This is a genomic window from Phormidesmis sp. 146-12, from assembly GCF_052939495.1.
On record NZ_JBJPHS010000034.1, the window covers coordinates 34,343 to 59,629 of the forward strand.

The 25,287-nt window shown below is 48.0% G+C and carries 36 protein-coding genes and 2 pseudogenes; 19 read left to right on the forward strand and 19 right to left on the reverse strand.

Translation table 11 applies throughout. The features are described from left to right. Positions 1-2: 2 nt before the first annotated feature. Positions 3-149: a hypothetical protein gene (locus ACKFKF_RS15735; protein WP_446868538.1), complete on the reverse strand. Its 147-nt coding sequence runs from the start codon at positions 147-149 to the stop codon at positions 3-5. Positions 150-279: 130 nt separating this feature from the next. Between ACKFKF_RS15735 and ACKFKF_RS15740 the strand changes: the two genes are divergently transcribed. Beyond that, entirely contained in the window at positions 280-831 is a 552-nt protein-coding gene (locus tag ACKFKF_RS15740; RefSeq protein ID WP_446868539.1) for a GNAT family N-acetyltransferase, read from the forward strand. Between the two features lie 148 nt (positions 832-979). Here ACKFKF_RS15740 and ACKFKF_RS15745 read toward each other — a convergent pair whose 3' ends face one another. The 3 genes from ACKFKF_RS15745 to ACKFKF_RS15755 form a co-directional block, all read right to left on the reverse strand. After that, positions 980-1,624 carry a GNAT family N-acetyltransferase gene (locus tag ACKFKF_RS15745; protein ID WP_446868540.1) on the reverse strand — a complete coding sequence of 215 codons (645 nt, stop codon included), beginning with the start codon at positions 1,622-1,624 and terminating at the stop codon, positions 980-982. A 95-nt stretch (positions 1,625-1,719) separates the two neighbouring features. Beyond that, on the reverse strand, positions 1,720-2,091 hold the full coding sequence (locus ACKFKF_RS15750; RefSeq protein ID WP_446868541.1) for a VOC family protein: 372 nt from the start codon (positions 2,089-2,091) through the stop codon (positions 1,720-1,722). 57 nt (positions 2,092-2,148) lie between these two features. After that, on the reverse strand, positions 2,149-2,790 hold the full coding sequence (locus ACKFKF_RS15755) for a helix-turn-helix transcriptional regulator (protein ID WP_446868542.1): 642 nt from the start codon (positions 2,788-2,790) through the stop codon (positions 2,149-2,151). Positions 2,791-3,020: 230 nt separating this feature from the next. Between ACKFKF_RS15755 and ACKFKF_RS15760 the strand changes: the two genes are divergently transcribed. Both ACKFKF_RS15760 and ACKFKF_RS15765 read left to right on the forward strand, forming a co-directional pair. After that, positions 3,021-3,521 (forward strand): anthrone oxygenase family protein, encoded by a 501-nt coding sequence (locus tag ACKFKF_RS15760; protein ID WP_446868543.1) that lies wholly within the window; start codon positions 3,021-3,023, stop codon positions 3,519-3,521. A 43-nt stretch (positions 3,522-3,564) separates the two neighbouring features. Then, positions 3,565-3,966: a nuclear transport factor 2 family protein gene (locus tag ACKFKF_RS15765; RefSeq protein ID WP_446868544.1), complete on the forward strand. Its 402-nt coding sequence runs from the start codon at positions 3,565-3,567 to the stop codon at positions 3,964-3,966. Positions 3,967-4,348: 382 nt separating this feature from the next. Here ACKFKF_RS15765 and ACKFKF_RS15770 read toward each other — a convergent pair whose 3' ends face one another. Continuing rightward, positions 4,349-5,230: a LysR substrate-binding domain-containing protein gene (locus ACKFKF_RS15770; RefSeq protein WP_446868545.1), complete on the reverse strand. Its 882-nt coding sequence runs from the start codon at positions 5,228-5,230 to the stop codon at positions 4,349-4,351. A 117-nt stretch (positions 5,231-5,347) separates the two neighbouring features. Here ACKFKF_RS15770 and ACKFKF_RS15775 point away from each other — a divergent pair, with 117 nt between their 5' ends. The 4 genes and pseudogenes from ACKFKF_RS15775 to ACKFKF_RS15790 form a co-directional block, all read left to right on the forward strand. Next, a complete protein-coding gene (locus ACKFKF_RS15775) occupies positions 5,348-6,223 on the forward strand; it encodes an oxidoreductase (protein WP_446868546.1) in 876 nt (291 codons plus the stop codon). 10 nt (positions 6,224-6,233) lie between these two features. Continuing rightward, the gene (locus tag ACKFKF_RS15780; RefSeq protein ID WP_446868547.1) at positions 6,234-6,689 is read left to right on the forward strand and encodes an NIPSNAP family protein; all 456 of its coding nucleotides are present in this window, start codon (positions 6,234-6,236) and stop codon (positions 6,687-6,689) included. Between the two features lie 47 nt (positions 6,690-6,736). Beyond that, positions 6,737-6,859, forward strand: a complete 123-nt coding sequence (locus ACKFKF_RS15785) for a hypothetical protein (protein ID WP_446868548.1) — start codon at positions 6,737-6,739, stop codon at positions 6,857-6,859. A 185-nt stretch (positions 6,860-7,044) separates the two neighbouring features. After that, a pseudogene (locus ACKFKF_RS15790) lies at positions 7,045-7,125 on the forward strand (GFA family protein); the annotation flags it as partial. 53 nt (positions 7,126-7,178) lie between these two features. Here ACKFKF_RS15790 and ACKFKF_RS15795 read toward each other — a convergent pair. From ACKFKF_RS15795 to ACKFKF_RS15820, 6 genes are all read right to left on the reverse strand, one after another. Continuing rightward, the gene (locus tag ACKFKF_RS15795) at positions 7,179-8,762 is read right to left on the reverse strand and encodes a PEP/pyruvate-binding domain-containing protein (RefSeq protein ID WP_446868549.1); all 1,584 of its coding nucleotides are present in this window, start codon (positions 8,760-8,762) and stop codon (positions 7,179-7,181) included. Positions 8,763-8,954: 192 nt separating this feature from the next. Then, the gene (locus tag ACKFKF_RS15800; RefSeq protein WP_446868550.1) at positions 8,955-9,353 is read right to left on the reverse strand and encodes a VOC family protein; all 399 of its coding nucleotides are present in this window, start codon (positions 9,351-9,353) and stop codon (positions 8,955-8,957) included. A 20-nt stretch (positions 9,354-9,373) separates the two neighbouring features. Further along, positions 9,374-9,880 carry a GNAT family N-acetyltransferase gene (locus tag ACKFKF_RS15805; protein ID WP_446868551.1) on the reverse strand — a complete coding sequence of 169 codons (507 nt, stop codon included), beginning with the start codon at positions 9,878-9,880 and terminating at the stop codon, positions 9,374-9,376. Between the two features lie 163 nt (positions 9,881-10,043). Next, positions 10,044-10,415 (reverse strand): hypothetical protein, encoded by a 372-nt coding sequence (locus ACKFKF_RS15810; protein ID WP_446868552.1) that lies wholly within the window; start codon positions 10,413-10,415, stop codon positions 10,044-10,046. Further along, positions 10,378-11,421: an adenosine deaminase gene (gene add / locus ACKFKF_RS15815; RefSeq protein ID WP_446868553.1), complete on the reverse strand. Its 1,044-nt coding sequence runs from the start codon at positions 11,419-11,421 to the stop codon at positions 10,378-10,380. The genes ACKFKF_RS15810 and add overlap by 38 nt, the downstream gene beginning before the upstream one ends. A gap of 4 nt (positions 11,422-11,425) precedes the next feature. After that, positions 11,426-11,806: a DUF6463 family protein gene (locus tag ACKFKF_RS15820; protein ID WP_446868554.1), complete on the reverse strand. Its 381-nt coding sequence runs from the start codon at positions 11,804-11,806 to the stop codon at positions 11,426-11,428. Between the two features lie 91 nt (positions 11,807-11,897). Between ACKFKF_RS15820 and ACKFKF_RS15825 the strand changes: the two genes are divergently transcribed. The 5 genes and pseudogenes from ACKFKF_RS15825 (at position 11,898) to ACKFKF_RS15845 (ending at position 14,756) form a co-directional block, all read left to right on the forward strand. Then, on the forward strand, positions 11,898-12,482 hold the full coding sequence (locus ACKFKF_RS15825; protein WP_446868555.1) for a TetR/AcrR family transcriptional regulator: 585 nt from the start codon (positions 11,898-11,900) through the stop codon (positions 12,480-12,482). Beyond that, a complete protein-coding gene (locus ACKFKF_RS15830) occupies positions 12,479-12,634 on the forward strand; it encodes a hypothetical protein (RefSeq protein WP_446868575.1) in 156 nt (51 codons plus the stop codon). The genes ACKFKF_RS15825 and ACKFKF_RS15830 overlap by 4 nt, the downstream gene beginning before the upstream one ends. After that, on the forward strand, positions 12,634-12,813 hold the full coding sequence (locus tag ACKFKF_RS15835; protein WP_446868574.1) for a DUF2834 domain-containing protein: 180 nt from the start codon (positions 12,634-12,636) through the stop codon (positions 12,811-12,813). Before ACKFKF_RS15830 ends, ACKFKF_RS15835 begins: the two co-directional genes overlap by 1 nt. A 127-nt stretch (positions 12,814-12,940) precedes the next feature. Continuing rightward, positions 12,941-14,233 (forward strand): annotated as a pseudogene (locus ACKFKF_RS15840) (amidase). A 166-nt stretch (positions 14,234-14,399) separates the two neighbouring features. After that, positions 14,400-14,756, forward strand: a complete 357-nt coding sequence (locus ACKFKF_RS15845; RefSeq protein ID WP_446868556.1) for a hypothetical protein — start codon at positions 14,400-14,402, stop codon at positions 14,754-14,756. 5 nt (positions 14,757-14,761) lie between these two features. On the opposite strand, the gene ACKFKF_RS15850 is transcribed toward ACKFKF_RS15845, so the two are convergent. Continuing rightward, positions 14,762-15,823, reverse strand: coding sequence for a WD40 repeat domain-containing protein (locus ACKFKF_RS15850; RefSeq protein WP_446868557.1), 1,062 nt, complete (start codon positions 15,821-15,823; stop codon positions 14,762-14,764). 313 nt (positions 15,824-16,136) lie between these two features. On the opposite strand from ACKFKF_RS15850, the gene ACKFKF_RS15855 reads away from it, so the two are divergent. The 7 genes from ACKFKF_RS15855 (at position 16,137) to ACKFKF_RS15885 (ending at position 20,251) form a co-directional block, all read left to right on the forward strand. Further along, a complete protein-coding gene (locus tag ACKFKF_RS15855) occupies positions 16,137-17,183 on the forward strand; it encodes a hypothetical protein (RefSeq protein WP_446868558.1) in 1,047 nt (348 codons plus the stop codon). Positions 17,184-17,325: 142 nt separating this feature from the next. Further along, complete coding sequence (locus ACKFKF_RS15860; RefSeq protein WP_446868559.1) at positions 17,326-17,655, forward strand: ArsR/SmtB family transcription factor; 330 nt, start codon at positions 17,326-17,328, stop codon at positions 17,653-17,655. A gap of 11 nt (positions 17,656-17,666) precedes the next feature. Continuing rightward, positions 17,667-18,209 (forward strand): SRPBCC domain-containing protein, encoded by a 543-nt coding sequence (locus ACKFKF_RS15865; protein ID WP_446868560.1) that lies wholly within the window; start codon positions 17,667-17,669, stop codon positions 18,207-18,209. Between the two features lie 102 nt (positions 18,210-18,311). Then, complete coding sequence (locus ACKFKF_RS15870) at positions 18,312-18,722, forward strand: VOC family protein (protein ID WP_446868561.1); 411 nt, start codon at positions 18,312-18,314, stop codon at positions 18,720-18,722. A gap of 37 nt (positions 18,723-18,759) precedes the next feature. Continuing rightward, a complete protein-coding gene (locus ACKFKF_RS15875) occupies positions 18,760-19,278 on the forward strand; it encodes a DUF1579 domain-containing protein (protein WP_446868562.1) in 519 nt (172 codons plus the stop codon). A 128-nt stretch (positions 19,279-19,406) separates the two neighbouring features. After that, complete coding sequence (locus tag ACKFKF_RS15880; protein ID WP_446868563.1) at positions 19,407-19,712, forward strand: hypothetical protein; 306 nt, start codon at positions 19,407-19,409, stop codon at positions 19,710-19,712. 32 nt (positions 19,713-19,744) lie between these two features. Next, a complete protein-coding gene (locus ACKFKF_RS15885; protein WP_446868564.1) occupies positions 19,745-20,251 on the forward strand; it encodes a GNAT family N-acetyltransferase in 507 nt (168 codons plus the stop codon). A 125-nt stretch (positions 20,252-20,376) separates the two neighbouring features. On the opposite strand, the gene ACKFKF_RS15890 is transcribed toward ACKFKF_RS15885, so the two are convergent. From ACKFKF_RS15890 to ACKFKF_RS15920, 7 genes are all read right to left on the reverse strand, one after another. Then, positions 20,377-20,520 carry a hypothetical protein gene (locus tag ACKFKF_RS15890; protein ID WP_446868565.1) on the reverse strand — a complete coding sequence of 48 codons (144 nt, stop codon included), beginning with the start codon at positions 20,518-20,520 and terminating at the stop codon, positions 20,377-20,379. Between the two features lie 24 nt (positions 20,521-20,544). Continuing rightward, the gene (locus ACKFKF_RS15895) at positions 20,545-20,802 is read right to left on the reverse strand and encodes a hypothetical protein (protein WP_446868566.1); all 258 of its coding nucleotides are present in this window, start codon (positions 20,800-20,802) and stop codon (positions 20,545-20,547) included. Between the two features lie 151 nt (positions 20,803-20,953). Next, positions 20,954-21,388, reverse strand: coding sequence for a nuclear transport factor 2 family protein (locus ACKFKF_RS15900; protein WP_446868567.1), 435 nt, complete (start codon positions 21,386-21,388; stop codon positions 20,954-20,956). Positions 21,389-21,580: 192 nt separating this feature from the next. Next, positions 21,581-21,862, reverse strand: coding sequence for a hypothetical protein (locus ACKFKF_RS15905; RefSeq protein WP_446868568.1), 282 nt, complete (start codon positions 21,860-21,862; stop codon positions 21,581-21,583). Between the two features lie 29 nt (positions 21,863-21,891). Beyond that, positions 21,892-24,132 carry a prolyl oligopeptidase family serine peptidase gene (locus ACKFKF_RS15910; protein WP_446868569.1) on the reverse strand — a complete coding sequence of 747 codons (2,241 nt, stop codon included), beginning with the start codon at positions 24,130-24,132 and terminating at the stop codon, positions 21,892-21,894. Between the two features lie 9 nt (positions 24,133-24,141). Next, positions 24,142-24,594, reverse strand: a complete 453-nt coding sequence (locus tag ACKFKF_RS15915; protein ID WP_446868570.1) for a hypothetical protein — start codon at positions 24,592-24,594, stop codon at positions 24,142-24,144. Positions 24,595-24,810: 216 nt separating this feature from the next. Beyond that, positions 24,811-25,188 carry a hypothetical protein gene (locus ACKFKF_RS15920; RefSeq protein WP_446868571.1) on the reverse strand — a complete coding sequence of 126 codons (378 nt, stop codon included), beginning with the start codon at positions 25,186-25,188 and terminating at the stop codon, positions 24,811-24,813. Positions 25,189-25,287 lie beyond the last annotated feature (99 nt).

A 25,287-nucleotide genomic window follows, 5' to 3' on the forward strand; every position in this document is an offset into this window, starting at 1 on the left:
ACCTAATGCGATCGTGTAACTGCGATTGCATTAGGTTGAGTGGCGATCATGCAAATTGCTAAACTACAAAGCAATAGCAGCGCAAGGCTAGAAATAGTCAGGAACTCCAGTTTGAGCCGTTTGCCTAAAGCGGCTTTGATTCTACGCATTGTTTCTTGATCCTAAAATTGCAGGCTATGGGATACATCTCAACGTAGCGCGATTCCGCAGAGTTTCAATTTGCCAACCATACCAGTTGTTTAACACGCTACATTGGATAGGCTGAACATTAAAGCAGGTATGGAAATCATCACCCCAAGATTTCTGCTGCGAGATTTCATTGAGTCTGATCGATCGCAGTTCTTGAACTATCAAGCTGATCCCCGTAGTCAGAGCTTTTACGAACTCAGCGCAACGAATCCCGAACATTCAACTCGTTTGTTTGAAACCTTTTGCACTTGGGCTTCTGAGCATCCTCGACTTAGCTACCAACTTGCGATTGTCCAACGGCGTGAACCTGATGTGCTAATCGGCTGCTGCGGACTACGGAGAAGAGAATGTGATGCAGGTGAGATGGAACTGGGAATTGAGCTTGCGCCCGACTATTGGGGGCGCTATGCCTACGCGATCGAGGTTGGAAGCGCCCTGCTCGATTTTGGCTTTAGAGAACTCCAGCTACCCGCGATCTCTGGCTCTACCGTAAGCGCAAATGTGCGGATTGCTCGGCTGGCGGAGTGGAGCGGTGCAGAAGTCGTTGCGGTTCGTCCGGGTTCTGCTTGGATGACTGAGCGAGGGTGGAGCGAGGTGGATTGGCGAATTACGCGATCGCGATGGGAGCGTCGCCAGCGTTAGGGTTCCAGTTGGCTCGATCGAGCAGATTGAGCGACGACTATCAACTTGAACAATGAAGGAAGTGACTTTGCACGTCCGCTCCAACCGAGTTAAGACAGATAGCCTTTGACAATCGCTTTGGTAATTGCCCTTATCCGAATCTCCAATATCAGAATTGATTTGTGTCATATTGGTTCACTGTATCTTCAAACTCTTTGGGAGCAGTAGTAATTCTAAGCTTCTCAAAGTATTCTTTCGGCATGAATTCTTCTAGAATCGGCAGACATTCATCCAAATCGTTTTTTCTGATGCCGAAATTCTCGCCTGAAAGTAACGAGAACCCAAAATCCGAGTAAAGCTTGATTGCCCGAAAACTAGAGGGTTGTGTATGAAGATAAACAGGATAATCATGCCTTTCCAATTTCTGCATAATAACTGAAAGCAAAGCTCTGCCAATCCCTTGCCCTTCGTACTCTTTTAGCACTTTAAACCATTGAATCGTATTAAATTCGTTGTACGCCTTCCAACTTGAGCAAGTGGCGATCGGTTTATCTTGCTGATCACACACGAACAGAGTTTTGGCAAAAAAGAGGTCTTCCTTTCCGCCATAAGTTGTGGTGAAATAATCGGACATAAACCCCTCATATTCTTCTGCCAAATCAGCAGCATCAAAGGGCATCGTTTTCCATATGCCTAGCTCGTCAGGTCTGCAACTCCTGATAGAATAGCGAGATGGCAGTTCGGTAAGAGCATTGCGATTCAATGCCTCGCACATCATAAAGATATTCTTGTCGGGTATTTCTTCTTCTTTCATTGCCCAGCGATTCGGCTAAAAATTAGGATCAACAGATGGTTGGCAGTGGAACTAGGCAAAATTAGTCTGCCTAACCCTTCAAGTACAACGAAGGGTTAGGTTTCAGGTTCGTGGCAAACCACTTCGATGTTGTGCCCGTCTGGATCAATGACAAAAGCTGCATAGTAGTTCGCGTGGTAGTGGGGGCGCAGACCAGGCGCGCCGTTGTCTTTACCACCCGCCTCTAGAGCCGCACGATAGAAGGCTTCGACTTGCTGGCGATTCTCGGCGGTGAACGCCAAGTGAAGATGCGCTGGCTTCTCCTCGGTTTGGTACAGGCACAATGAAGATTCACCGTCTATGCGGCTAAGCTCGACACCGAGCGATCCCTCCAGGACAACAGCTACGCCAAGCGGTTCGAGTGCCTTGAGGAAAAACGCTTTGCTCGCTGCATAGTCGCTGACTCCGAATACGACGTGATCAAACATGAGTTCTCCTGAAGTGTGTTTGGATCAAGGTTCGCCACCTTTACTTTTAGGGTCTTTTTAATTTGCTCTGTAGGCTTTCGGTGTTACTCCTGTAAATTGCCGAAACTGTTTGCTTAAATGGCTATGACTGTTGAATTCGCACAGGAAAGCAATGTCCATAATGGAGCGCGCTGCTTTGCAGATACCGCAAGGGTCGCTGTTTTTCAATAACTGCTTTGCCCGCTCAATCCGTTGTTGCAGCAGATATTGATAAGGCGTAATGCCGTTTGCTTCGCAGTTCCCCGAAGGGGTAAACGCTTCGATCTGAGCATCGCGAGTCCGAAATTCAGGCAGTAACTCCAAGCGATCGGGATTGATCTTCAGTACTTCTGTTGCGACTTGCTGGATGAATTGAGCGGCGACGCGAATCTGCATATAGTGATCCTCTCCCTCCCAACGGGCAAAAAATGGCATCTTAGCTGGGGTAATCACAATATCCCCTTTCCCGTATAGACTCGAATGCGTTCTGCCATCCTTCACTTGCAGAAAGCGAACTGGGCGAGGAGCGAGCGACAGACAAATTGCATGGTCATCGCCGTAATCCGTCCTGCATTCTCCGGATGGATTTTGAAATTGTTCAACCAGAATGTTTTCCCAGCCTTGGCTCGACAAGAGCGGTAGGCAGGTGGGTTGAGTCGGGTCATGAGCCGTTGTGTTCATGATATAAACCGAATGCATCTTGCTCTGATTGTATTCATCCTGGAATTACTTTTGTCGAAAAGTTTGCAAATTTAATCGCAAGATTTTGATAGTGCCACAAGAATTAGATAGTTTAGTAACGATCGTTTTCCTAAACTGGAAAGGTTATTGATTAGCACAATGAAGACGAAGCGACCTTGCTTTTGCCTTTTTCCAGTCCGTTAAACTGACATTCATCCATAGGAGGCTTTATGGCAATCGTTCACAATTTGCGTTTTCCTTTAATGCTTGTCGCGGCTCTTGGCTGCGGACTGGTCGCAGGCGTGTTCTTCGCGTTCTCCACATTTGTGATGCCTGCTCTCGCCCGTCTCCAGCCACCCCAAGGCATTGCTGCAATGCAATCGATCAACATTACAGCGATTAATCCATTGTTCATGATCGCCTTGTTTGGAACAGCTTTTGTCTGCCTCTTGCTAGCAATCGCTGTTCTATTCAAATGGCAGCAACCGAGTGCTTTCTATTTGCTTGCAGGTAGTCTACTTTACCTGATTGGAACGATCGGCGTGACGATCGCATTCAATGTACCGCTGAATGATGCTCTGGCAACCGTGAAACCCGACAGTCCAGAAGGCGCAACACGCTGGGCAAGATACCTGACCGATTGGACATTCTGGAATCATGTTCGGACGATCGCCGCGATCGCAGCAGCAGCATTATTTACAATTTCTCTGTACGATCGAGTCGGAAAATAATCTTGTCTCAGAAAGTTAAGCCAATTCAACGAACAATTTGCAGATGGAAAACCTATCACTTCTGTCTATTCTGTCTATATTGCGCGAATTAGAGTGCGAACTTCATCAACCGGAGTGCCGTAGCAATCGAGAGCGCTTGGCACAACTGCTTGCGCCTGACTTTAGAGAGTTCGGTCGATCAGGGGCTTCTTACACCCGTGATCATATGCTGACATCACTGCCGAGCGATCTACGGACACCGCAGATCTATGCCCAAGACTTTGCGGTCAACCTACTCTCAGACTCGATCGCATTACTCACTTACCGCTCGGCTCATCTGAACGCATCGGGAGCGTTATTCCGGCACACGAACCGCTCCTCAATTTGGCGGCTAGAATCGTCAGGCTGGCAAATGGTGTTTCATCAAGGTACGCCTACAGACCCTTTTGACCAAACTGCAACCTAACGTAGCGTGATTACTTCGTGTGGGTTGGGGTAACGAGATTTATAGTCTCAGGTGTACGCCTAAGTCGAATAAGACAATCATAGCAAAATTGTCGCGAGTGCCTCAAGCTGTAGCGATCGCAACCTTCTAATCTGGCTGATCTCAATTCTAAAGGCAGGTCTAAGTCTGCTTACAGGATGAGAGAGCGGTTTCTCATGGGTTTGTTTTGATAGATAAAATGCCAAATCCGGATCTTACTCTGTCAAAACTGATAAATAAGGTCTCGAACAGGAACATAAAGCGGCAAAAGTGCAGACTCAATTTGGGGCAATAATCTGCAAAGGAAAAAACACTAGTAAAGTTGTTATGCCGATTGCTGAGTGGGTTGGTGAGTTGACTCCCCTTATGTCGTCTTCCGTGCCAAACTGAGAAATGTGCTGACGACTGGTGAGGAATCATGCTGCCGCCAAGTCAGGTAAAGTCCGGTTTTAGGAATCTGTTCTTGTAAGGGTCTGTAAATGACTCCGCTTCTGTGGAAGTTTTGCATGGAGGCGGGAACGATCGCAATGCCCAGTCCTGCTGCAACTAAGCCGATGATCGTCTGCATCTGAACTGCCTCTTGAGCCACTTTCGGACGAAATCCAGCTTGTTGACAACTGCGAATAATCTGCTCGTAAAAGAGGGGTCCTAGTTTGGCAGGAAACAGGATAAAGAATTCATCTGCCAATGAGGAGAGAGACACTTGAGTTTGGGCAGAGAGCGGATGCTTTTCTGGCAACGCCAAGACCAAGGATTCTGGCAAAAGACACTCCGCACTCAAACCTGGTTCGCTGATGGCAGAACGAACAATGCCGACATCAATCTGCTTGTCAAACAGGGCTTGAATTTGTTGAGCAGTCGTCAGTTCATGCAATCGCAGTTCTACCGCCGGAAACTGTTCTCGAAAGACCCTTAAAATCTCTGGTAGCAACGTATACATTGCAGAGTCAACAAAGCCGATCACTAACCGTCCAACCTCACCCCTCCCAATCTGTTGGGTTGCTTCGATCGCCTGTTCGAGTTGTGCTAACACCTGGTAGGAGCGCTCTAAAAACACTCTGCCTGCTTCAGTTAAATGCACTTGCCGCTTCGTTCGTTCAAACAGCTTGACTCCGAGTTCATCTTCCAAACTGCGAATCTGCTGACTGAGCGGCGGTTGGGAAATGTGCAACCGCTCCGCTGCTCGACTAAAGTGCAGTTCCTCAGCCACCGCAATGAAGTAGTGCAGATGCCGTAGTTCTATCATGACTTATATGTTTAACCTATTAATCCTGATCATATATATATTGGACAGTCACATTGCTGTCTCCTATCGTCAGAAGTATGAAGCGTGTCTCATCACTTTATAAATTGGAGAAAGCAAATGAACTCAGACAAAAATCGTGTCGCTCCTAAAGTTTGGTTGATTACAGGCTGTTCAACCGGATTCGGACGTGCCTTAGCAGAAGCTGTGTTGAAGAAGGGCGATTACCTGCTGGCTACTGCTCGTGAACCAGAGCAACTTCGCGCTTTGATTGACTACTATCCAAAAACTGCAAAGGCTGTACGTCTGGATGTAACATCGTCTCAAGACATCCAAGCTGCTGTTGATACCGCGATCGCTACCTTTGGTCGAATTGATGTACTGGTCAACAATGTGGGGCATGGACTGATTGCCGCCCTTGAAGAAGTCAGTGATGTGGAGATGCACCAATTCTTTGAAACTAACTTCTTTGGGGCACTGCGTCTGATGCGAACGGTTTTGCCTGTAATGCGTCAGCAAGGCAGCGGTCACATTGTAAATATGTCGTCCACAGCCGGAATAGTGGGATTTGGTGGAAGCAGTCTCTATTGTGGCGCTAAATTTGCCCTGGAAGGTACGTCTGAAGCTCTAGCTAAGGAGATTGAATCCTTTGGAGTAAAAGTGACTTTAATTGAACCTGGGGCATTTCGCACAGATTTTAACGGACGCTCTCTAGCAGCAGCCGAACAATCCATTGATGCCTATGCTGGGGTGAGTGGTGCTTCATTGCAGTGGTTTAAAGAGATGGATGGTCAGCAACCGGGCGATCCTGCTAAAGCAGCGCAGGCTATCATTCAAGCTGTGGAAAGTCCTGATCCACCGATGCGACTGGCATTAGGCACCGATGCCATCAGCCTGATTCAGGAAAAACTGGAATGGGTCAAAACCGATTTGGAGGCTTGGCAGCAGGTGACTGTCAGTACGAGTTATCCAGAACACATCAACTATGCCAAGTAGAGGGTTGTCCATGATTCACACCAAGACATTTCTGCGTGTTGTTCTAATCATCGTGTTTATTGTTGTCATGAGCACCACTATCGGACTTTCACAAACCTCCAGCAAAAGTGTCAAAGCGACAGGCAGCGTCATCCACCAACTGCGTATCTACGAGATCTTCGATAGCAATAAAACGGCATTCCACGAACGGTTCCGCGATCATGTGATGCGGATCATGGCGCGGTACGACTTCAAAATTGTGGCGACCTGGGAATCTCGGCACCAGAACCGCACGGAGTTGGTCTATCTGCTTGAGTGGTCTGACACGGAAACGATGAAGGAGCGATGGGCGGCGTTCATGGCTGATCAAGAGTGGGCGGAGATTAAGAAGGTGACGGCTGAGGCGCATGGCTCACTCGTCGGCAACATTGAGGATCGGACATTAGAGTTGACAGATTACTCACCGAGCAGACGACTGACGAACTAAAGTTCAGAGTTTAAGTTAGGAGAAAGTTCAGTTTCAGCAACAACTCAATGGCTCCGCACAAAGCTGAAGTCGATCAATGTCCGTCTCCCCATAATTCGCTTGGAGCACACTGGCGAAAGTCACTGATGCTGAGTTTGAGATTGTTTGCAGCCGCTCAAGCAAACCGTTAGCAGTCATCGTGCATACCACCATCGTCTCGGCAGCCCTCTTTCTCGTGGCATTAGTAACGTTGTCGTCGGATACACTGTGGGAAGCGTATGAGTGCTGTTCGTTGTCACCCCATTCGATCGCTTGATTTTAGAGGAGACGCAACATGAATCAATTCACTGGCGGTTGCTTGTGTGGTAACGTCCGAATGGTGGCATCGGGACTTCCATATCGGGTCGGTCTTTGTCACTGCCTCGACTGCTGCAAGCATCATGGGGCACTGTTTCATGCTTCTGCGGTGTTCCCTCAAGACGCGGTGACGATCGAGGGCGAAACCCGCGACTACAATGGGCGGTTTTTTTGTCCCCGTTCTAGGAGCGTCATGAATGCGTCTCTAATCAGCGGGTCGTTTTTTCCCAAGACATCGACGATGATTCCTCTTCTAGCAGGTGAAGCCAGTTCCTGCGTGACATCCACAAACAATCTGCCACCTGCTTGATACATAGGGCGACCAGCGGTTAACTGCCATACAGACAATCCCAGTGGTTTCATGGCATCGGTCATCATTTGTTGATGACCAACAGAAACATAAACGTGATTTGCTCGATCATTCGCTTCAGGAATCGGAAATAAAGTCGTGATCGGTCGGCTCTGGACAATGTAAAACGTATCGTCAACTAAACACCATTCGATGTCTTGAGGCTGTCCGAAATGGGCTGCGATCTTTCTGCCTATCTGCAACGCCTTGAGTCTGTCTCGCTGCAACGTGTGTTGGGAAGTTCCCGGTGAGAATTTTGCTTGAGCGTTCTCGGTCTTGCTGATCATCGAATCAAACGCGCAGAGGGTTTCTTGTAGATTGTCCCGTGTGAAATCATCTGTATCGTTAATCTTCTTATTCATCAGTGCGGACGCATACTGTAATGCCTTGAGGTTGTCTCGCAGCATCGTATGTTGCCAAGTTCCCGGTGTCAACTTCTGCTTTGCTTTTTCAGACTTGCTGATCAATGAAGCTATCGGTCGAAGTGCTTCTTGCAATTCGTCTGTTGTATAGTCGCGGTCGAACTGTTTCTCAATCTTTCTGCCCAAGCGCTCAAGCTGCAAAATCTGCTCATCCGTCAGCGCTTGCCGATTCTGCTGCTCAGGTTCAATCTCCTGTGCTTGCGTACCGCCCTCAAAGAGGGCATAAATCGCCAGTTTCTTGGTAGATATCTTCTTATCAATCACCCTGCCGTTACGCACTTTATAGCTATCAGCATTTACCAGCCCAGAGACCATCGCCTCGCCCAGTCCGAAGCTAGCATCAATCGATAACACTTTTCGATTAGCAGTGACGGGATCGGCAGTAAACAAAATTCCTGCCACCTGCGGAAAGACCATCTTCTGAACCACGACAGACAGATAGACTTTACGGTGGTCGAAGCCGTTTTGTAGGCGGTAAATGACTGCTCGATCGGTAAAGAGCGATGCCCAGCACTTGCTGATATGCTTTAGAACTGCCTCCTTGCCGATAATGTTCAAGTATGTATCCTGCTGCCCTGCAAAGGAGGCTGTCGGTAAATCTTCCGCAGTGGCGCTAGATCGGACTGCATAGGCATTGTTTTCTCCAAACCTGGAGAGAAGACGGGCGATCGCTTCATTGATGTCTTGAGGAATCGCGATTCCTTCGATTGCGCTACGAATCTCACTGCTTAGTTCAGCGATTTTATCCCGGTTTTCTACTTTGAGTCGTGATAACTGATCCAGCAATTCAGGAATCGTTGTTGATTCCCCAATGATTCTTTTGAAAGCTTCAGTCGTGACACAAAAACCATCGGGTACGTTGATTCCTTCGATTTTGGAGAGTTCTCCCAGGGTTGCACCTTTCCCCCCAACAACCGTGAGTTTTGTTTGGTCAATGTCCTGAAAACCAAGCACCAATGAACTCATCGTTTTACCTCTTAATCGATCGCATTTTTCTGACGTGAGAAGTCATGGAGTAGTGCCGATCGCTCTAGCCAATTCCGATTTCCGACCAGTTCAACATTACTAGCAGTTAAATTGTTGCATGGTGAATGAATAGCCGGATAAGAATTGCGATCGTGGATTCAAAGAAGTCAAGTTTCGGCAGGAATAGCAAACTTATAGCTGCGGTGTTAGCTCAGTCATCCATTGAACGAGTTGAATCACAACGCCATTGGGATCAGTGACCTGAAAAAACCGTTCACCCCAGGATTCAGTCTCAATTGGAGTGGTAATCGTGACTCCTTCAGCTTTCAATCGCGTATATTCTGCATCAATGTTATCGACAACAAAGGCAATCAGCAAACCATCTGCTCGATGTCCGCGCATGGCAACGGGTTTGAAGGTTTCTAGCCCAGTTCGCAGGAAAATCAGGTTGAAGCCAGCATCTTGCCGCGAGAGGGACACGAAGCCATCCGCAGACATCTCTTCACTGAAGCCAAAATGCTGCTTGACAAACTCAGCCGACGCTGTGACATCATCGACGTTGAGTGAGATAGCGGATGCGGTGATCTGCATCAATTCTCCTCCAGTGTTATTTAACTTAGCGATCGCGCTTTAACCATCAGTAGCGCTAACCCATCCGGCGTGATCACCTCACCCACATCCACAAATCCGGCTCGTCGATAGCATCGAATTGCCCGCTCATTGTTGGGTGAAGGGTCGGTCTGCACTTTGGTCACTGCCGGATCTTGGAAAAGTTGCTCTACGAAGGTCTGAATCATTGCACGACCCAAACCGCGACCAAGTTGCTCCGAGTTACATAGAAACTGGTCAATGCCTCTCGCACCCGGATCGGTTTCCTGTTCCCACCACCCATCCCCCGCTCCCATCACGATGTAAGACTGGATAAATCCAATAGGTTCATTTTCAAGTAAAGCAATGTAAGCTTGTGTGGTCGATTCGCCGGTTATAGAAGGTAGATACTCACACTCCACATCGGCGTAAGTTTTAGGATTGTCCCACCATTCTGAGACATGCGATCGATGTAGCCACTCATGTAGCATTGGCAGATCGGAAGCAACCAACGGTCTAAAAGAAATCACTTTGATTGAATCCTCATTTTAAGAAAATGCACTCTCTCCATCTATCTATCAAATTCTTACGACACTATCAAAATCTTGGGATCAATTTCGACAAACTGCGTCAACAGATGATTTTCAGATCCGATTCAACTGTAATACGACATACTACAAATGCTGCTCACTCTCAAGGATGAGTTTGAGCAACAGATTTTGCGAATGGCTCTACCAATGCCCGAACTCGCGCCGCATCGTCTGGATCAACCAAGGGTGCTCCGTGAGCAGGAATGATCACAGGATCACCTGCCAATGCCTCTAATACTGTCCGAGCGACGGCTTGAACATCAGAACAGAGGAGCTTTGCGTAAACTCGATTGATACTCAAGCCAGGCGCACTTTTAGCCCACCAAAACAAAATTCTTGTCCAGGATTTCGGCAAGGCTGACCAATTGATCACCAACTCATCAACATAGACAATGGGGCGTTCTGCTTGATGAACTATGTCGATCTCCTGAAACCTGCTAGCTGGCTGATCGCGTAAATTGCTTCCACTCAGCACGATATTTGTCTTTTTCGACTTCATCCAGAAACGTTGCTTCCAAAGTATTCACATTGAGTTGCCAAAGTTCTTCCCAGCTAAAGCCCTGTGCTGCAAGCGTTAAATACTCGTTCGTCAAACTCGTGGAAAACATGGCTGGATCGTCTGAGTTGACGGTGCAGTACAGCCCAGCATCAACCATCTTGCGGATGGGGTGAGGCTGACTTCGCTCGACAACCCCTAAACAATAGTTGCTTTGGGGAGACACTTCTAAAGGAATTTGATGTTGGCGGAGGACTTCCACTAAGTTGGGATCGTCTAAACACCGAATGCCATGTCCAATTCGCTCAGGTCTCAAAGTATTCACTGCGCCCCAGATGCTTTCTGCTCCCACTGCCTCCCCTGCATGAGCCACCAAGCGGAGTCCTTGCCGACGGGCTTGAGCAAACGTTTCTGTGAACAATTCTGGTGGATACCCAACTTCAAGTCCTCCGATCCCTAAGCCTACAAATAACCCACGCTCTTTCCCTTTCACCACAAACTCCAAAACGCGCTCTTGAGAATCAGGAATCTCACGTGCAATATCGGGAATGAAATTAATCTGGCAGTGATAGTTGGCTTCCCCCGCAGATCGTCCTGCCGCAATCGCGTCTAAAATTTCGTCATCCTGAAACTTTTGAATCAGAAACGAGGCACTCAAGAAAGCTTCCGTGTAGCGAATGTTTTCCTCAGCTTGTCGTTTGTAGAGCCGTTCAATCATCAGCGCATAGTCTTCTGGTGTTTGCAAGCACCGAACCGCTGCTGCGTAAACCTCGATAAAATGCGAAAAATCGCGAAACTCAAAAAATGACTTCCATTCGTCTAATGAACTCATCGGTAACTCAACGTGATTCTGCTGCGCCATGTGATAAAACGTCTCTGCGTCTGTTGCGGCTTCGACGTGAACATGGATTTCAACTTTGGGCATAGCGCGAAGCCAAGCCGCGAGTTCAGGAGCAATTGAGGTCACTGTGTTAGTGTGTGGCATAAACTCAGCCTCTTAATTTGTACCGTTGTCGATCAATCAGCATCAGCAACGCAGGCGGGATAAACAGCCAAAATCCCGAAATCGGTTCAAGCGTAATTCCAACAGCAGCCGTTAGCAAGAGCATCCAACCCGGAAAACTGGGTAAGGTCATCTCTCTTGTTTGTGCCCAACAACAGAGCCATCCGATGATTAGGACAAATGGCGTGACCATCATGCACCAAAATGCAGCTTCTCGGTCATAAAAAGGATCTAATGGATTTGGAGCGATCGTATTGAACCAACCCTCCTGCACAATCTCCATCAAAGGTTGAGCAAAAAGCCACCCGTGGATGAGCGGATGGAGAACACCGATCGCAATTAACCAGTACCCACTCACTCGAAGCATCTTGATCTCCTTAGGTCTAAATGATTTGACCGTATCAAATTGTTCTTGAATACGCTACCGTATGGTTATAGATTAGTGACCTATCTCGCCAATGTCAATACGCCACCGTATGGTTAAGCAGAATGAGATTTCCAGGCTTGGACAGCAAGATTGGATCGACTTAGGGCTAAGAGTTTTAGCAGAGAACGGAGTGGAAGCCGTGCGAGTTGAGCCACTTGCTAAATTGCTGAACGTGACAAAAGGGAGCTTCTACTGGCATTTCAAAAATCGGGAAGAGCTTTTAGAAGCCATCCTGCAAGCATGGGTGAATCGTGAAACGGAGAGCATTATTCAGCAAGTTGAGGCAGCAGGGGGTGACGCTTCAGCCAAACTACTTTACTTGTTTGAACTTGCCATTCAAGATAATGGTCAAATCGAAAATGCAATTCGAGCTTGGGCAGCGAATGATTCTAGAGTTACTACAATTCTTGACCAGGTTGATCAGCGTCGTCTCGACTACACAAAGAATTTGTTTTTAGACATTGGCTTCACACCGTTTGAAGCAACAGTACGCGCCCGAATGGTTTACTACGCTCTGGTGGGTGAACTCGTCCTTGGTATTCAGACGAGTCGGGCTGAACGATTAGCTGAGATGCACCTCCAGCATCTTATTCTGACGCGCCAAGATCAATCATGAGCACAACTTGTACAGAGAATGTGAAGCCAGCTAATGGTACCCATTACCCGCCGCAAATAGCCTTTGCATCATCAGCGATCGCCGAAGTTCCGCTTAGATGGTGGAGCGAGGTGGATTGGCGAATGATGCAACTGCCTGGGCGAATGATTTAATGATTTCAGCGATCGCGTTCTTTTGTTTTGTATGGATTGAGTTAAAGCGACTCAATGTTTCTCGGCTCTGGCTCATTCTGTATGTTGGGCTAACTTTTGGTGTTGGACTGTCTTGTTCTCTACCACTCTTCCTATATCTTCGAGCGCAAGATTTTGATAGGACAACCAGAATTAGATAGCTGAACCACGATCGTTGTTCTAAGCTGGAAGGATTATCGAGCAGGAGGGGAGGTCAGCATTGTGAGCATTATTTTCTCTAGTACCACACAACTCGCTGCTGCGATTCGAGCGAAGCGGGTTTCGGCGGTGGAAGTTTTAGAAGCGCATCTGACCCAGATTGAGCAGTTCAATTCTGCTTTGAATGCGATCGTCATTTTAGAGGTCGATCTCGCTCGTCAACAAGCACGAGAAGCCGATGCAGCCTTAGCGCGTGACGAAAACTGGGGAGTGCTGCATGGTGTTCCTTTTACCTTGAAAGATGCTCATGCTACCGCCGGAATGCGAACCACAACTGGATTTCCGCCGCTCGATCATGTGCCCCAAGTGGATAGCACGGTGACAGCCTGACTGAAAGCAGCGGGTGGTATTCTCATGGGCAAAACGAATGTGGCAACACTCTTGGCTGATTATCAATCAAGTAATCCTATTTTTGGTCGAACCAACAATCCTTGGAGTCTTGATCGCACCCCTGGCGGTTCTAGTGGTGGCGCGGCAGCCGCGATCGCAGCCGGAATGACTCCCTTCGACATCGGGACTGATCTCTCCGGTTCCATTCGCATTCCTGCCCATTTTTGCGGTGTGATGGGCTTGAAACCGACAGAGCATCGAGTCTCACTGGCTGGACTGATTCCAGGACTGTCTTCTCCCCGCAGTGTTCGCATTATGTCCTGCATTGGTCTAATGGCACGAACCATCGAAGATCTAGCATTACTCTACGCCATCATTGCGGGGGCAGACGAATTCGATCCAGATGTGCCGCCTGTCGGAATTAACCCTGTACCAGAACTCGACCTCAAACCCCTCCGAATTGCCTTTGCAACAACATTTCCTGATCTTCCAATCGCGATCAGAATTCAAACTGCGATCGAGAAACTGGCAACACAACTCAGTTCACTCTGTGCCAGGGTTGAAGCGCCTCCTCTCCCCCCATTTGATGCTGTTCACGCCCAATTTGGCGAACTGGTGGATATGATTGTAGGCGCATTCCAGCCCGAATCACAGCCGAAGACGCTTGCTCAATATCTAGAAGCACTTCACGATCGCGATCAATCCATCCTGGCATGGGAGCAGTTTTTTAATCAGTGGGATATTTTACTCTGTCCCGTGGCGATGGTGACCGCATTTCCTCATTGTGAAGCGGGAACACCATTGCAAGTAGACCATCAATCCGTTGAGTATTGGCAGGTTGGCGACTATTGCAGCGTCTTTAACTACACGGGACATCCAGCGGTTGTCTTGCCTTACCAGCAAGATCAGGATGGACTGCCGATTGGGATACAGTTAGTGGGAAAACGTTGGGATGAATCACGACTGTTAGCGATCGCAGCATTGCTGACACAGGTAACAGGCAAGTTCCAACCACCAAGCGTATCCTATTGAACTTTTTCCAATCGGTAAGAATTTGTGAGCAAGCAGACAAATGCAACATTAGGATTAGAAATTCTGCCGTCTTTCGATAGGGAAAAAATTAATTCTTATCAGTGGCTTCAATCTGGTGCTGAACTTGTACGCTGAAAGGCATTGCTGAACGATGGAGGAAAGACTGATGCCACGCTCTATTCTCTTCTCGCTAGCTTGGATCGCGATCGCAATGATTCCGCTCATCTCAACGACTTCATCCGCACAATCCACTTCCTCAAACCCTCCAGCAGCGACGACGATTCCAGTCATGTCGCCCTACGATTTGGTATTCATGGCATATCAAGGGTACTTTAGGTCGCAAGGACTACGCGGCTACGGGACGTTTACCGATGGTTGCAATCAGGGCAAGATTCAAGCTAAGGATGTGGTTGATGCGGCGATCAAAGCAAATCAGCTACCACCGGATATTTTGAGCGATCGCGGTTATATGAGTGCTGTCGATGCTAACCTGAAAGCTTTCAAAAATAATTCAGGTCGCTAACCTTGCTACCGCCAGATTTTGATTTTTGTGCCATCGGTGATGCCTGCTAATGTTTGTCCATCGGGGCTAAACGTGATCGCACCTCCAGCAACCAGAAACTCTTGTGTTTCAAAGACAGGTTTATCCAAACCTAAATCATAGATTCGCAACGGTGCGTAGCTGCTCCCAGAAGCAACATACTGCCCATCTGGACTAAAAACGGGATTTTCAGACCAGTGAAATTCGTAGTTTCGGGTGCGAATGGGCTTCCCCGTCTCCACGTTCCAACGCTGAATTCCTTTGACCATTGACTCATAGGTGTTAATCAAAGTTTTGCTATCTCGGCTGAATACTAGATTGCCAATTGGCTGATTGCCTCTCAAGGTATGGAGTTGCTTTCGGGTGCTCACATTCCAAAGTGCGACCCTTGCGGTATCTGCAAAGCAGCGCGCTTGCCGATTACTGCTCGCCAACCTCTGCCCATCTGGACTAAATGCTAAGGTTCTTCCGTTTGCTCCAGTTAGACGAGCGCGAACGACACCGCGCTGCACATCCCAGAGTTGAATTGTTAAACTGTTTCCGGCAATGCTAGCGATTGTTTTGCCGTCTGGGCTAAAAACAATCGTAGAGCCTTCAGAGGAAATCGAATCAGTGCTTTTGAGCGTGCGAACTTCCTGCTTAGACTGCACATCCCAGAGTTTAATCAGGAGTGTTTTTTGAGCAGGAAAATAATTGCTCACCGCCAAGATCTTTCCATCGGGACTGAATGCGATCTCATCATCGTATCCTCGATCTGAAAAGCCAGCGAAACGATAAATGGCTTTCCCTGTGTTGATATTCCATAGTTCTACGATCGCTTCACCCGATGACGTTTGCGTTTGTACTGCGATCGTTTTTCCATCTGGACTCAAGATCATCCGATTCGCAGCGGTTGGGATTGTTTGAATCAGTTTTGCAGTTCTCCAATTTTTATTCGCAGTCGCTTGAGCAACTGGTGCAGCATTGCTCATCGATAGTGGTAGATTGATGGTTATAGCTGAAACCACCACACCCAAGCCGACAACAGCAGCAAAGAATCGAGAAATCATGGTTAATCCAATCGAAGTCGCTCATGTTTGATTTGGTAGCGTTCTGTCTCGTGTGCGAGTGACTTAAGAAAAGAAAGTCTGTTTGGAAAGTTCCGCACAGCTAACTTGACTACAAACGATCAATTCTTGTTTCCAAAATTCAAATTTTCTCCGCTAGTTAGAGGCATATTCTAACTAGCGATAGAGATTAAAGCAACAGCATGATCAGAATGCGGAATTGCTTCTTCTACCAATGTGTCTAGTACTCCAATGCATCGCTTCAGGAACTCGATTGTACTTTGCTATGAAGGAAAGTTTTGTGAAATCCATACTGATGAAATCTTGGGTTGGATCTGCGATCGCTTCGCTTCTCCTCTTTAGTTTGATCGCTTGTCGCTCCTCTCAGTCCACATCCTCGCCCCCAAATCCCATTGACACCCGACCGACTAACAATTTGATCGGACTATTGGTTGTGAGAAAAGACAATTTGACGAATCAGTTTCGAGGAGAAATCTATCCAATCGCGTTACGGCTCAACGATCGCTATCTCGAAGTCAATGAAGACGTAACACTGGACATCAGAAATGGTGCAAATCTCGATCGTTTAATTGAGCTAAAAAATCAGCGCTTGATTGTCAACGCGATCAAAGATTTTACGATCGTTGCGAACCATCAAAAACTGGGTGATTTTCAAGTAGAGAAACCAATTATCGGTCAATTTGCTTGTTCTGCTAGCATCACAGGGGCAGGAAAATTTCGAGATCAGACGACGCTCTCAACCGTCTTTGATCAGATTCCAAAAGAGCAGTCTGGTGGGGGTCGAGGTATTATTCGCAATCAGAAATTTGATGAAACTTGGCGGATTGCACTCGCACTGAGTCAACCACCGACCCTTGCTAAATCCATTACGCCAACGGAAGCAGAACTTGCACAGTATCGCCAAGCCGCGATTGATGTTGGCAAAGCTGCGATCAAGCCATTTGACAGAGGTAACGCTTTACCCGATGAAGCAAGTGTAGAATCGCTGCAAGTGATGGATCTCGATCGCAATGGCTCATCCGAAATCTTTGCAAAAATACGTCAAGGAAAAGCAGCTTCTAACGCTGCGGCGCAAAATAATCCAACGGGGTTTGCAACGGTCTGGTTAACCTATAGAGATGGCAAACCCCAACTTTTAGAAACGCTGCGAATCGGTGTGAGTCTTCAGGGTGTTCCGCGATCGCCCTTTCATGATCTACTAGGAACGGCTGATCTCGATGGAGATGGCATTGAGGAGATCGTACTCAGACGCACGGATTATGAGGCAATCAGTTTCGAGATCTACAAATACGAGAACGATCGACTTCAGCGAGTTTTTAATGGAGCAGGGTATGGTTGTTAGTTTGCTCTAGCTCTCCGGTTCCAGCAACCAGCGCTTTTAAGGTCATTCTCTCACTTCGCTTTCAATGGATGAAAACAAGCACTTGACATCTGGGAATGGTACACTTAACCTATAAGTTAATTAACCGTTAGGTTAAATGCAGATGTCCACCGACTCTCTGAGCCTCATCTTTACTGCCCTGTCCGATTCCACTCGGCGGGCGATTCTTGCCCATCTTGTTCAAGGAGAAGCCTCGGTGACAGAATTAGCTCAACCCTTTGAGATGAGTTTGCCTGCTATCTCCAAGCATCTCAAGGTGCTAGAGCGAGCAGGACTTATCACACGCGGACGAGAGGCACAGTGGCGACCTTGCCAACTCAACACAGCACCGCTCAAAGATGTGGATCACTGGCTCGAACAATACCGACAATTCTGGGAGGACAACCTCAATCGCTTAGAAGACTATCTGCAAGAGCTACAAGCAGAACCTTAAGGAGAATCAATATGGCGAATACAGAAGCTTTATCCGATCGCGAGATTGTCATCACTCGCATCCTCAACGCACCGCGAGAACTCGTATTCAAAGCATGGACAGAGCCACAACACCTGGAAAAATGGTGGGGACCGAAAGGATTCACCACTCGCGTCACGGCAATAGATTTTCGCCCTGGAGGAGAATGGTGCTATGTCATGATTGCTCCAGACGGGACAGAATATCCCTCGAAAGGAGTCTTCCAAGAAATTATCCCGCCTGAACGGATTGTCAGCACCGATGAATTTGGGGACGGCATTGAGCAGGTACTAGATGCAGATTTGCCTCAAGGCATGGTCACGACTGTTTTATTCGAGGCGCTTGAGAACAAGACAAAGCTCACAATTCGGATTGTGCATCCGTCTGTGGAAGATCGTCGTAAGCATGAAGCAATGGGCGTACTGGAAGGATGGAACTCTAGCTTGGATTGCTTAGATGAGTACCTAGCAACGCTATGGGTCAAGAAAGCTCACAGCGAATCCTTGAAAAAACTGGACAGTGATGCATTTCAGTGAGCCTCCACTTCAGCCACTCTAACAAATTAATACAAACAAACTACTCATCGAATTGAGTGGTTAAACTTTGGGAAAGCACGTCATTTACTTTCGGAGGGAATGATGCAACTGAATCCTTACCTGAGCTTCGATGGACACTGTGCAACTGCCTTTCAGTTCTATGCACAATGTTTAGGAGGCAGCATTGAGGCGATGATGACCTATGGAGAATCGCCCATGTCAGATCAGACTCCAGCAGCATGGCAGGACAAAATCATGCATACTCAACTGAAAGTCAGCGACATGACGTTGATGGGAGCCGATAGCCCACCAGATATGTATGCTGTTCCTACAGGCTTCTCAGTCATGCTAGGCATCAATGATCCAGAAGAAGCTGAGCGTATATTTAAGGCATTAGCGGAGAACGGAACAATCCAAATGCCGATTCAGAAAACATTCTGGGCTGAGAAGTTCGGCATGTTGACTGACCAATTTGGGACACCGTGGATGGTGAACTGCTATCCCATTGAGTAAATCTAAACATAAGCATCAAATGCAAGGAGTTCAAACGATGGAAGCAACACAAGTACAACCGGAAGCTCGTATGCCTGTGGAACCGCAAAAAGAGCATCAATGGCTTCAGAAACTCGTGGGTGAGTGGACTTATGAAACCGAAGCCAGCATGGGAACTAATCAGCCTGCGATGAAATCAACCGGGACGGAAACGGTGAGATCGATCAGGGATCTCTGGTTCCTGGCTGAAGGGCAAGGTGAGATGCCCGGCTGTGGGCTAGCAACAACAATCATGACGCTCGGTTACGATCCACAGCAGCAAAAATTTGTTGGTTCTTGGATTGGATCAATGATGACCTATCTCTGGCGGTATGAGGGAGAATTAGATGCTTCAGGCAACAAGCTCATTCTCAACTCAGAAGGACCTGTGATGACAGGTGAGAACAAGATGGCGAAGTACCAAGATGTGATTGAGTTCAAGAGCGAGGATCATCGGACTTTGACCTCTCATGCACTGGGTGAAGATGGACAGTGGTATCCGTTTATGACAGCAGACTATCGACGCAAGCAATCATAGGGAATTCCCAGACACCAACCGCTTAGGTGGTATGGTGCTGGCTTCCCAATTCATCAAAAGATGCTTGGGCTGATGAAGAAAAATATTGTTAGTGCTAAGCTTTAAAGCGAAGAATTGAAGAATCAAAGATGCGTCGATGTCTTCTAGCTTTCCTCTTTTTTCCGCTGCTCAGTCTGGGAATGTCGTCTCCTGCATCGGCTCAAGAGCATCCGGTTTTAACTCGATTGTACCTACGCGATCGAGTTGTTGTGATCGAATCGGGTCAAGATAGCGTGCTTTATACGATTACGACAAAAGATGGCACATTGGATGTCAAACTGAATGAGGCTGAACTTCAGGCAAAGCATCCAGAAATTTATGAATCTGTTCAACCCGCCATTGCAAAGCCAGATTCGACTTTAATGATGTTGGATGTAGGGCAATTCAGACAATAGCGATCGTGCCGCAAGTTCAGTAAAAGGCACAGATGCACCTTTCTACACTTGAGTTCAAACCCATTAACTTAGAGTTGCATCAGGAGTTGTGCATTCAGTTTCGAGCAGACTCTTTCGTGTGCAGCTTTGGCTCCTCCGATCGCTTCTATCAAGAAGACGCAAGTGGAGCAAAATATTTGCAGTGGTTGAAACAGCGGATGACCGAGATGCCAAACAGTTGTGTGCATATTTGGAAAGGAGAGCAAATCATTGGACAAATCGAGATGCAACGCTGGAGGCTCAATCCAGAAGCGGGCTATGTTAATCTGTTTTACCTAACCCCAGAGTTTCGAGGTCAAGGTTTAGGTCAGCAATTAGATCGATATGCCGCTAGTTTTTTCAAGCAGCTTGGCTGTAAAACAGCACGCTTGAACGTTAGTCCGACGAATCTAGGCGCAATGAGATTTTATCTCAAGTACGGATGGGTTGATTTAGGGCAGCGAACAGATGATCCTGAAGTTCACTATCTGGAAAAGGCTTACGAAGCTGGCGAGCAGTAGTATCCGATCACCTGCATAAGCAGAAAAATTAGGAGAATGACAACAAGTGAGGATTTCACAAATTGCATGAATGGTAATTCCACTGGGCAATCTGCGGGTCACGACTGTACCGTTAGAAGCATAAATCAAAGTCCAGTCGCCCAAGTAATTAACTTTGCCTGGAGGTCAGGCACTTGAGCAAAGAGAACAGTACAGTTCTTTCGCACCTGTTCTGCGATTGCAGCTTCTATCTTGATGAGTACAGAAGGATTGTTTAGAGTAGGATTCATCTTGTCTCCTTTAATGTGCTTGATTTATTTCTGAGAACTGGGAAACGGCTGACACTGAACTGTCTTCACATTTCGCAGATAGTTCAACTCAGGCTCGAAGCCAGTGGGACAGAAGACATACACATTGTCTTGAGGTCGGCTAATGACCAAACGGTAGGCGCTTTTGATCACTTCGATTCTGGGAATCACTTGCGGATAGACTTGAGCTAAGGATGGAAAACTGAACAGTAAGAGTACAGCAAACAGAATTGTGATTGAAATTGCGTAAATCTTCCGGTTCATTAGAAACCTCCTGATAGGTCTTGTAGCATCGTTCTGTTTCTTCTTTTTGAGTAAGCATTGACTATTGACTAAAAAAGGATGCCTTGATCACTCAACTTGCAGTAAGTTGCACTGTGATAGAGCAGCTTACGAATTGCTAGGCTTGCTGAATTTACTCCGCATGGAGAGCTTGCCGAGTGTTGCTCCATGTCCCAAGCACGGCACTAGGATTCCAATATTCGCGGTAACGGAAGAGCTTTCCAGCCTTCGCTTCCAGTCGCACGACATAATTTTGCTGATAGTAATGCCCTGTTGCAGCGATGATGCCTTCCACGTGAACTTCCGCAAACAAAACATTAGGATTGGAGGTTTGATATTGCCCAATGCTCGTCAAGGTCAAATTTTGCATTTGTGCGATCGCGGTTTTCATGGAGTTGCAGATTTCAAGTCTGCCTTCTAATCGTTCGACTGAACTAGGAGCAGAAGCACAGGGAAATTCCATAACAGCGTCTTCAGCCAGTAGCTCTGCCCAAGCGTGAATGTCTGTTCCAATCAGTGCGAGATGATCAGCAAAAAGTTGAGCAGGTGTCTTTTCTAATGGTTTCATTTAGGTTTCTTCTTACCGATTGGAAGTATCGTTCGTCCCGATAGTTGCTGCTTTAAGTTCCTACGAGCATTTGCCAGATTTTGATGGAATGAATCCACACAGCGATTTTCAGTAGGGTGGGCATCGCCCAGAATTTTGTAAAACCCTTCACGGTAAAGCTTTGTGGGCAGTGCCCACCCTACAATTTGTGGCTTAAGCGCTAAGGCACCTGTATCGAGCCGTGTTCTGGTAAAGCTTGTTGGCTGGAAGGAACGTGCTGGACAGTACGCCCCTCAACTGTGCCCTTTCCCCATCGCACCTCGCGTTAGCAAGGATCTGACAGGCACCCACGTCATAAGCGACGGCGCTTGTGCAGGTGACCGTGATATCCTGATTCGCTTTTTGATCGTCGCCTTTAGTCGATGCTGTGCATCCGCCTAGCACTACGCCTGCGATCGCGAAAGACATGAAAAGAAATCGACTTTCATACTGCATGTTGAACTCCTGCATTGCTTCATGCGTGTTTATTTCCCATCCCCGATATCCAACCCTGTCCAGTGAGCCGCAAAAGCCCACATATCCGCCGTCTCCTCGATAATCTTGTCGATCGGCTTGCCCGCTCCATGTCCCGCCCGCGTCTCAATGCGGGCAAGGTGGGGCTTATCACCAATCTCCGCCGCTTGGAGCGCAGCAACATATTTGAAGGTGTGACTTGGGACAACGCGATCGTCCGTGTCGGCAGTGGTGGCAAGGATCGCGGGATATGCCTTGCCGGACTGAATATTGTGATAAGGCGAATAGCTCAAGAGGTTTCGGAAATCCGCTTCCTGTGCTGGAGACCCAAACTCGTCTATCCATGTTTTCCCGCTCGTGAACTGGTCGAAGCGGAGCATATCCATGACACCGACCTGGGGCAACGCGGCAGCGAACAGATCGGGGCGCTGATTGACAACCGTGCCGATTAGGAGTCCACCATTCGATCCACCCTGAATCGCCAAACCGTTTTGCGGCGTAATGCCCTGCGCTTTCAGATACTCGCCCGCTGCGATGAAATCATCGAAGACGTTCTGCTTGTTCTGACGACGACCCGCTTCGTGCCATGTCTTGCCATATTCGGAGCCACCGCGAATGTTAGCAACAGCGTACACTCCGCCCTGTTCGACCCATCCCAAATGCTCCGGCGAGAAAGCGGGAAGGATGGGGATTCCAAATCCCCCATAGGCATAAAGCAGGGTTGGTGCCGCACGGGTCACATCCTTGCGTCGGACGATAAACATCGGGACACGAGTACCATCTTTTGACGGATAGAACCGATGTTCGACTGCGATCTGACTGAGATCGATCGCCACCTTGGGTTGTGCCCACGCCCGCGCCGTGTTGCTGGCGACATCGTATCGATAGATCACGCCTGGAGTGTTGAAGCTGGTGAAGACGAAGAAGGTTTCTGGATCGCTCTGGTCGCCCTTAAAACCGCCAGCGGTGCCGATACCGGGCAGCTTCACCACATCGTCAGCCTTGCCATCCAGCGTATAGCGTCGAACTTCCGTTTTCACATCAGCCAGATAGGAGATCAGCAACCGTCCGCCGACCAGCGACGCATTGAGCAGAACCGAATCCTGCTCCGGCACCACATTCCGCATTACTGGGTCGGCAGTGGCGATGTCCATCATTACGACCTTGAGGCGCGGCGCGTCTTGGCTAGTCATGAGGAAGAACTTTGTCCCCACATTGCCAGCGACACTCCATTGATGATCGAGATTATCGATCAGTTTGCGGGGTTTCCAGTCGGCGCTCTTGAGATCCACTACGGTCAGTGTGTTGGTCGCTGAAATGGGTGTGGAAGCGATCGTGATGTAACGCCCGTCTTCAGTGATGTTAAAGGTATGCAACATATTCGGCTGATCCGGATTTGTATAGACCAGTCGATCTTGCGATTGGGGAGTGGCGATCGCGTGGAAATAGACGGCATGGTTGGCTACGCTCGCTTGCGATTCGGTGCCCTGCTTCGGTTCAGGGTAACGAGCGTAGAAAAAGCCAGATCCGTCCTTGACCCATGCGATGCTAGTGAACCTCGCCCACTTGACTTCATCCTCAAGATCCTTGCCCGCGTTCACGTCCAGCACCCGAATCGTTCGCCAGTCCGTGCCGCCATCCTGCACCGCATAAGCCACGCGCTGACCGTCGTTAGATGCTGACCATTCGGTGAGTGCAGTTGCCCCATCTTCTGCCCAACTGTTGGGATCGATCAATACCCGCCCTGCGCCATCCACACTGTCACGAACATAGAGAGCCTGTTGACTTTGAAGCCCGGAATTATAAAGGTAGAAATACCGTCCACCCTTTTTGACCGGAATCGAGAACCGCTCATAGTTGTACAACTGTTTTAGTCGATCCTTGAACACATCTCGACCCGGAAGTGTATTGAGATAATCATTGGTGACTTTGCTCTGCGATTCGACCCAAGCAGCGACTTCTTGATCGTTGCGGATATCGCTTTCTAGCCAGCGATAGGGGTCAGCGATCGTCTGTCCGAAAGGCTTCTCGACGACATCAACTCGCTTGGTTTCAGGATAGGTGATTGTAGTCGGCATCATGGTTTTAGACATTGTTGGGAACTCCGTACAGGCGGAGGTGAAATGGGTGGTGAAGAGGAGCGCGATCGCGAAAAGGGTGGCGCGGCGCATCGGTATCTTTTGCAACGAGAGTCGAAATCCAAAGCGGTTGAATTTCAGTCCTTCTCGTCGTGATTTTGCAGTATTGGACATATCATTGACCTACGGAAGAATGCCGTCTTTTTGTAATTGCTTCTGGAGCGGTTTTGGCAGATTTTTGATTTTGCAATTTTTGGGAGAATCGCCCTCATAGCGCCAGGACTGGATTTCTCTAGCGTGATCGAACTCGACATCAATCTCACAGAAATCACGATCGACAATCGTGTTGCCTCCGGTAATCACCGTATTTCTCTCGCCTCGACGGTTCCGAGACTCATTCACAGAGATCGGCTGCTTAAACGACTGTTCTCGATCCGTTTTGTAGGAATAGATGGTGTTCCCATTGGGTAACGTGAGCGTTGTCGTGGGTGTACCATATTTGCGAACAAACTCATTGATATCTCGACCAATCCAACTGTTCATTGTGCTATTCAATTGTTCTTTCGATTTGCGATCGTCGCACCCGAACAAGCTCACGCTTGCTAAAATTAGCAGCATCGAAATCCAAGTCTTCATATTCATTCCTCTGTGTTGAAAAGTCCTCATGTGCGATCGTTCATTTCAGTTGCAGTAAAGCTAGGTCAATGTGCGCGATCGATTGTTGGTGCAGTCGTTTGAAGGGAGAGTCGATCGCGTTGTGTTGATCTGAAGTGTACTGAGTTCCAATCCTTGATTTCTTCCAGATTCTTATGGTGAAGAGCAAGTTCGTTTCAGTATCATCCGATTTAGCTATCAATGTTCAGAATTCACTTGCCAGGTAATCACAATGATTTCCGCAAACACTAAGACAACTAATAGCCGCGAAAACGATCGTAAAATGGCTTCCATCGTCCAGTTCTGACTCTGAACCTCCCAGATCGTCACAACAATGTTCACGCCAATCACCAACCAGGGTAGAATGACCGCTGAATTTCGTCTGCGATAGATACGGAGCGATGTCTCACGCCAAAATGGGAAGGTACTGAGGAAACAAATGAGGTAGGATGCTCCTGCACTGGCGAACAGGCTGATTTGAAGACCCGAAGGCAGATTTGGGTATCCAAGCGTGATCGCCGTCAGGCAAACTCCGAGCGCGAGGTACAGGAAAGTAAACAAGGTAAATCGTTTCATTATTTCTTCTCCGGCGAGGCTTATTCTCTGTACCACACACGCACACAATCAAAGGCTCCGCCGCAAGCGGACGGAGTATGAACAGCCATTTTTTCTGAG